The organism is Collinsella aerofaciens, assembly GCF_040915425.1.
GTDB classification, from domain to species: Bacteria; Actinomycetota; Coriobacteriia; order Coriobacteriales; family Coriobacteriaceae; genus Collinsella; species Collinsella aerofaciens_BW.
In genome coordinates, this window is record NZ_JBCPDN010000082.1 from 1 (window position 1) to 7,670 (window position 7,670).

Consider the following 7,670-nt stretch of genomic DNA (forward strand, 5'->3'; position numbering starts at 1 on the left):
GCTTAACGTCGGTCGAAAAGAGCGTCATCATATCGGCACTAAACGTCTTAGGGATAACGACAGCCGCATAGTATGCGCCCGATTTGACGCCCTCGATGGCCTTTTCTCGATCGTTGAGCACAACCCAGTCGAAGTTCTCGTTGCCGCGCAGGGTGGCGGTCACGTTTTCGCCCACGTTGACCTCGACGGGGATCAGATCGCTCTCGTAACCCTCATCGGTGTTGACCACGGCGATCTTAAGATTGCCGGTGTTGCCGTACGGATCCCAGCTGCCGGCGATGTTAAACCACGCGTACAGGCACGGTACGATAATGAGGCCCATCACGACAACCAAGCCGATTACGGAGCGAGACACGTTTTGGACATCGCGCTTAAACAGATGCAGGATGTTCTTCATTTATGCCTCACCTCCTTTGGAGTGCTTGCCGAGCGGGGCGTTCTTTTCATTCATCACAAACGTGTCATCCCCGTTCTCGGGCACATGGGCCGCATCGCAATGACCACATTGGTTGACAGCCTGAGTCTTGGGTTCAGACCCCCGCTCGCTCGCATTCAAGCCGAACATGCGACGAGCGGCCGGAATGGCGGCCGTGTGCTCGCGCATCTCGCGGCGCAGGTCCTCATCCGAAAGCGCCGAGATGCGCATCTGGGTGTTGAGGCTCGAGCGGATGTACTCGATATTGATAAGCCAGCCGCAGATGGCAATAACCGAGATGATCCAAATGACAAGCAGGATGATCTTGCCGTTATTGTCGATATCGAGAACCGTCGACAGGACAAAGAGCAGGACCTGAACGCCCACCACGGCGGCAAAACCGCCCTTGATGTAGTACGGGTAGCGATGTTCAAAGGCGACCGCATGATCGAGCAGTTCGCGACGGTACGAATCGGAATCGAGCATGACACGCATGGCCGTGCGCAGCGAGTAGCGCTGGCGCGGCAGGTCGTTGGACTCGCAGATCATCATACCCGTCGTGGAAAGCTGTTTATCAAAGAGCAGGTTAAGGTTGAGCAGCAGCGGACGCAGCTGCAGACCGATAAAGAGCGCCACGATCAAGAACACGCCCAGAATGCACAGGTTAAACAGGTAGTTAAACGAGTACATGCCGCCGACCGTCTCGCGCAGCAGATTGATGCCGTAGGTAAAGGGCAGCAGCGGGTGCAGCCACTGGAAGAAGCCGGGCATCATCTCGATGGGATACATGCCCGACGAACCCGGAATCTGCACGATGACGAGAATGACGCCGATTGCCTTGCCGATGTGCTTAAACGTAGTGGACAGCGCATAGATGATATTGACGTAGGTGAACGAGATGGCGATGCCGCCCAGCACGAACAGCAGCGGGTTGATGCACTGCACGCCAATCACCAGATCGCCTACCGTAACGATGGTGGCCTGGAGCGCGCCCAGGATCACCAGGAGCATCCAACGGCCGAAGTAGCCCTGGCGCGCCGTAAAGCTGCCAATGCCCTCGCGATCGACCTCGAGCTTGTAGATGGCGATGAGTACGTAACCGCCCACCCAAAGCGCCAGATTGGTGTAGAAGGGAGCGATGCCCGAGCCAAAGCTCTTGACCGGATAGATCGACTTGGACGTCAGCTCGACCGGAGAGGCCATGAAATCTGCCACGTCATTGACATCGACGCCCATAAGGTCGGCGAGCTCGCCCATAGACTCAGAGGTCTGCAGCGCCGCGATGTCATTGGCTGCGGTCGCAAGCTTGTCCTGGACCTTGGCAAGCGAGGAATCGGTCTGGGACAGCGTGGTCTTGGCCTGGCCGAGCGTAGCGTTAAGCTGCGAAAGCGTACCGCGCGCACTTGCAATAGTAGGCGTGAGGCCAGACACGATTCCCGTCAGATCACCCGAGACGGCGGCAAATGAATCAAGCGCGCTCGAGGCCTTCGGCAGCGCGTTTTGACCCAGGTCCGTCTGGGCCTGGCCAAGGTTGGTCGCACCGGTCTGGATTGCGTTATTGATAGCGTCGCTGGCGCCCGAGACAGCCGCGGCGTCATTCGCCATGGCGCTCGACTGCGCAGACAGACCGTCCTTGATGCTCTGAAGCTTTTCATTCTGCTCGCGGAGCAAATCGATGGTCGATACAATGCGCGCGTCAATTTCCTTGGAACCTGTCGACGTGTCATTAACGAGAATTTCCAAGTGCCCGATAACGGCCTTATTGTGGTCGATCGTCGCTTGGAGAGACTCAAGCGAGTTGTCGATGCGGGTGGTCGTAGATGTGACCGCGCCCGTCAGCTTGCCAATCGCAGCGTTCGCGGAGGCTGACGTCTTGGTGAGCGCAAGGCTGCCTTCCGAGAGTGCCTTGGAGAGCGAGGCGACAGAGTTGCCCGCCGTAGCGCGCGCCTCGCCCAGCAGGTCATTGCCCTGAGCGATTGCCTGCGTTAGAGAGGGCGTCTGACCCTGCAGGCCCGCCAACGCGGCATCAGCCGAGGCGATAGCGCCACTCGTCTTATCGATGGCGGCATTCATGTCGCCAATCGAATCGCGCACCTCACCCAAGGTACCGGATGCCTCTGATACCGAACCAGCCAACGAATTCTGAGTCTGGGTTGCCTTGTCCTTTAAATCGACCCCGGCATCCTTGGCGATGCCCGCCACGGTCTCGCCCACCGTGGAGACAAACTCCGAATTGATCTGCTCCTCGATAGTATTGGCGCCGGTATCGGTCACCTTGGGCGCAATGGCGCTCTTCTTCTCGTTAACGTAATATGTAAGCTTGGGCTGGCGGTAATTGCCATCGAGCATCGAGACAAGATTGTCGGAGAAGTTCTTGGGGATCACGATGGCGGCGTAGTACTCCCCACTCTCGACGCCCTCTTTGGCATCGGCCGCCGAGTCGACGAAGGTCCAGCCCAGCTGATCGTTTTCTTTGAGCTGATCGACGACCTTGTCGCCCGCATTGAGCTCGCCCACCAGGTCGTTTTGGGTTCCCTGGTCGTTGTTGGCGATAGCAATCTTGATGCCCTGGGTGTTTCCATACGGATCCCAGTTAGCCACGATGTTGTACCAAGCGTACAGCGAGGGGATAACGCACACGCCCAAAGTAACCACCAGGGCGACGGGGTTCACGAGCAATCGCTTGATGTCACGTTTAAAGATCGCAAAGGATACCTTTGCGTCGGATAGTTTGCTGCCGAGACTCACGCTTGGACCATCCATCCTGTCGTTGAATCGAATCGTACTATCGACAACCATTGTACGTAGGCGCTTTAGTGCCTCACGGCACAATGGTGCTGAGTTTTGCGGGTAGCAATATACTACGAAGATGAGTTAACGTACAGATGTACAGTATCCTAAATTTCAGCAGGTCACAAAACCACAACCCGCACAAATTATCAATCCGACTAGTCATTGGGGACGTTCTTAAACGACTAGTCAAACAAAAACGTCCCCAATGACCGCTTTTTCCTCCGTCCCCAAGGGATCATTATTGGACCGCCGATGTTTTGGTAATGCCAGCGAGCGAGCACCAGAGCGAACAAATTGGCATGAAAAGAGGACGGCATAGACCTTCTGGTCATGCCGTCCTCTTTGAATGACAAGTTGTCGCTCTGGTGCCCGCGCAGCGTCGGCTGGTCCGCCGTTCGTTAGAACGGCGGAACGAAGGGCAGCGTCGAGCCGTTACGCGGTTTGGTAGAACCGCGTAACTACCTAACTACATCAAGTTGCAGACAGCTGCTGCGAAGGCAACGGGGTCCTCGGGGAGGATGCCCTCGACCAGCAGGGCCTGATCGTAGAGCAAGCCGGAGTACTGCTTGATCTTATCGGCGTCGCCTGCCTTCTGGGCAGCGACAAGCTTGTCGAAAACCGGGTGCTTGGCGTTGAGCTCGAGCACGCGCTGGCTCTTGGGCATGCCGTCGGGCGCGCTCTCGGGTCCCTTCTGGAGCACCTTCTCCATCTCGAGCGAAAGCGGGCCCTCGGTGGTGATGCAAGCGGGGGCATCGGTCAGGCGCGCGGAGACGGCAACTTTCTCGACCTTGTCACCGAGCGCCTCCTTCATAGCGCTAAAGAGGTCCTCGTTCTCCTTGGTGGCGTCCTCGGCCTCCTTCTTCTCGTCCTCGGTCGCCAGGTCAAGATCACCGGTCGCAACGTTCTTGAGCTCCAGATGACGATCCTCGACCTCGGGCTCGGCACCGTCGGCCACAGCCTTCTCGGCAGCCTCGCGGGCAGCATCGTCCTCGTAGATCTTGGGCATATCGGCGGCAACGTATTCACGCATAGCCTGGAACGTGAACTCATCCACATCCTGCGTCAGCAGCAGCACGTCATAGCCGCGGTCGAGCACGCCCTTTACCACGGGCATCTTGGCCAAGCGCTCACGCGAGTCACCGGCGGCGTAGTAGATGGCCTTCTGATCCTCGGGCATGCCCTTGGCATACTCGGCCAGGGTAATCATCTTCTGCTCCTTGGCAGACCAGAACAGCAACAGGTCGGCGAGCTCATCGGCCTTCATGCCATAGCTCGAGTAGATGCCGTACTTAAGACCGCGGCCAAAGTTCTCAAAGAACTTCTCGTAGGCCTCGCGGTCGTTGTCACGCATATCCTCAAGGTCAGCGGTGATCTTCTTCTCCACGCGCTTGGCGATGGCCTTGAGCTGACGGTTCTGCTGCAGCGTCTCGCGCGAGATGTTGAGCGACACGTCGGCGGAATCCACGACGCCGCGGACAAAGTTGTAGTAGTCGGGCAGCAGGTCGTCGCACTTCTCCATAATCAGCACGTTGGAGCTGTAGAGCGCCAGGCCCTTCTCGTAATCCTTGCTGTACAGATCGAACGGCGCGCGGCCCGGCACAAACAACAGGGCGTCATACTCGAGCGTGCCCTCGGCATGGAAGCTGATGGTGCGCGCAGGATCGTCAAAGTCGTGGAACGTGGACTTGTAGAACTCGTCGTAGTCCTTCTGCTCAACGTCGGAGCTGCGCTTCTTCCAGATCGGTGTCATGGAGTTGACGGTTTCGAGCTCCTGGTAGTCCTCGTACTCGGGCTTGTAATCGTCGCCAGCATCCTCGGGCTTGGGTTTCTGGCGGCTCTTGGACACCATCATCTGGATCGGGTAGCGCACATAGTTGCTGTACTGCTGAATCAGGCTCTTGAGGCCCCACTCGGTCAGGAAGCGATCATAGGTCTCGGCCTCGCCGTCGGCATCGAGCTTCTCGTTCTCGCGCAGCGTCAGGATGACATCTGTACCGTGCTCGGCGCGCTCGCCGTCCTCGATGGTGTAGCCCTCAAGACCGTCGGATTCCCACACATGGGCGACATCCTCGCCATAGGCGCGGCTGACGACCTTCACATGGCTGGCGACCATAAAAGCCGAGTAGAAGCCCACGCCAAACTGACCGATGATGTCGACATCCGAACCCTGCTGCTCGGCGTTCTCGGTCTTAAACTCCTCGGAGCCGGAGTGGGCGATGGTGCCCAGGTTGCGCTCGAGCTCCTCGGCGGTCATGCCGATACCGTTATCCGAAATCGTGATGGTGCGGGCATCCTTATCGAAGGAGACGCGAATGGCCAGGTCGCCCTGGTCGATCTTAACGCTCGGGTCCTGCAGGCTCTTAAAGTTGAGCTTGTCGACGGCATCGCTCGCGTTAGAGATAAGCTCGCGCAGGAAGATTTCCTTATTGGTGTAGATGGAGTTGATCATGAGGTCGAGCAGTTTTTTGCTCTCGGTCTTAAATTGACGCATGTGCAGTCCTTTCGCGCTACCCCCGCCCGCAAAAACGGCCCGGTCGCCCGAGCCGCATCGCAGACCTGCTATGTTCAGACTTAGATTTTATAACCCATTAGCGCGCATATATACATACGGAATCGAAAAACTGTATGTCTAAGCGCTCCGATGCACCAACTACCAAGGAGTGTCCCCAACCGCCGGCAGAAAAGGAACGTCCCTATCTGCCATCTACGCGCTTGGCCATCCAGGCATGAGGCTGGCCTTCATCCTCATAGTCCACCGGGGCAATCTGCGTGTAGCCCGCCTTGACATAGAGCGGTAGCACGTATTCCTGAGCATGCAGCTTAATGAGCTTGGCACCGGCATCACGCGCAGTGGCATCACTGGCCTCGACAATCTTGCTCGCCAGACCGCGACGGCGCATGCTCGGCAGCACGGCCACGCGCCCCATAATGTAGGTCTCCCCCGCCGCGACACCTTCGTCCAAGTCGCACGCCGGCGACACCGGAGCCTCTGCGTCAGCCGCGCGCTCAAGCTCTTCGGGAAACACGCGCGAGCAACCGGCAAGCTCGCCGTCTGCATAGAGCGTCACATGAATGCAGTTCGGATCCTCGTCGATAGCGTCGAACTCATTCTCGTAGCCCTGCTCGTCCATAAAAACGACGCGGCGCACCAGCGCCGCGTCATCAAAGCATCCCGTCTTAAGTTGGATATCCATGGCTGCCCCTTCATTCAATGCGAACGTTAGGGACAGATTTTAGCGAAAATGGGCTCCGCGCACGCTAAACTTCGCGCGAGCCTTCGCCAGGCAGTCGTAATGACCCACGTTATGGGCATCGCTCGCGATGAAGCTGTACAGGTTCTGATCGAACAGGCGCTGTGCCGGCTTTTTCTCGCGACCAAAGCGACCGCCGGCAATAAAGTCCGCCGAAGCCTGCAGCTTGCAGCCCATATCGACCAGGCGCTCCGCCACGCTTACATCCTTTTGAACCGCACGATAGCGCTCAGGATGAGCGATGATCACCTGGTAGCCACGGCACTGCAAATCGTAAATCGTGTTCTCGTACTCTCTAAACGCATACGCATCGGCATGCGTCGAAAGCTCGAGCAGAAACTCGTTGGTCCCATCGAAATGCAAGTGCTCCGCGGCATCGATACCAAGCTCAACGAGCTTTCGATGGTTGACCTCGAAGCCCATCTGGAGCGGAAAACCGTCAGCGTTATCACGCAGCAGCTCAAAGGCATCCCACATCTTGTCGTAATCAAAATAGGGATCACGGCAGTGAGGAGTGCAAACGATTCTGGTTACACCGGCCCGCTTGGCAGCCTCGAGCATCGCCAAGCTCTCATCGAGATCGGCGGCGCCGTCGTCTACACCCGGCAAGATATGGCAATGAATGTCACGCATAGGTCAGCCTTAATCAACTAAACGTTTGCTCGGTTGGTGAAGATGCCCTTTTTGGAAGTCCCCTGATCGTCGGAGCCCTTCTTCACCTTCTTACCGTCCTTGGTGTAGTAGGAGTAGTAGTACTCGCTGGTCTCAGTCTCGCAGTAGTTCATAACGGTACCGATGAGCTTGACCTTCTCGGACTTCTTAAGCTGACCGATGGCGTTGAGCGCCTCCTCGCGCTTGGTGAAATCCTCACGCACGACAAAAAGCGCACCGTCGGTCAGACTTGCGATCTCGGCAGCATCGATGAAGGTACCGACCGGGGGAGCATCAAAGATGACGTACTGGAACTTGGCGGACAGTGCCTTTACCAGCTTGGCAAAGCGGTGAGAGACGATGATGTCGGCAGGATTGGGAATATGCGGCTCGGCATCGAGGAAGTAGAAGTTCTTCTGACCCGTCTCGACAATCGCCTGGTCAATAGAAACCTGCTCGGAAAGGACTGCATAGAGTCCGCCGCGGGAGCGGACGCCGAGCATATCGGCAAGGGACCTGCGGCGCATATCGGCCTCGACCAGGAGCACGGACTTGCCGCT

At 57.5% G+C, this 7,670-nt stretch carries 6 protein-coding genes; all 6 read right to left on the reverse strand.

Annotated features, from left to right (window positions below):
- The coding region (locus AB5164_RS09280; RefSeq protein ID WP_368148021.1) for a YhgE/Pip domain-containing protein at positions 1-397 on the reverse strand (397 nt) is incomplete at its 3' end.
- Positions 398-3,163 carry a YhgE/Pip domain-containing protein gene (locus AB5164_RS09285; RefSeq protein WP_368142413.1) on the reverse strand — a complete coding sequence of 922 codons (2,766 nt, stop codon included), beginning with the start codon at positions 3,161-3,163 and terminating at the stop codon, positions 398-400.
- A gap of 511 nt (positions 3,164-3,674) precedes the next feature.
- Positions 3,675-5,699 carry a molecular chaperone HtpG gene (gene htpG, locus AB5164_RS09290; protein ID WP_368142414.1) on the reverse strand — a complete coding sequence of 675 codons (2,025 nt, stop codon included), beginning with the start codon at positions 5,697-5,699 and terminating at the stop codon, positions 3,675-3,677.
- Positions 5,700-5,901: 202 nt separating this feature from the next.
- On the reverse strand, positions 5,902-6,402 hold the full coding sequence (locus AB5164_RS09295) for a GNAT family N-acetyltransferase (RefSeq protein WP_368142415.1): 501 nt from the start codon (positions 6,400-6,402) through the stop codon (positions 5,902-5,904).
- Between the two features lie 39 nt (positions 6,403-6,441).
- The gene (locus AB5164_RS09300; protein ID WP_022094060.1) at positions 6,442-7,092 is read right to left on the reverse strand and encodes a tyrosine-protein phosphatase; all 651 of its coding nucleotides are present in this window, start codon (positions 7,090-7,092) and stop codon (positions 6,442-6,444) included.
- 17 nt (positions 7,093-7,109) lie between these two features.
- On the reverse strand, positions 7,110-7,670 hold a 561-nt coding region (locus tag AB5164_RS09305), incomplete at its 5' end, for a CpsD/CapB family tyrosine-protein kinase (RefSeq protein WP_368148023.1).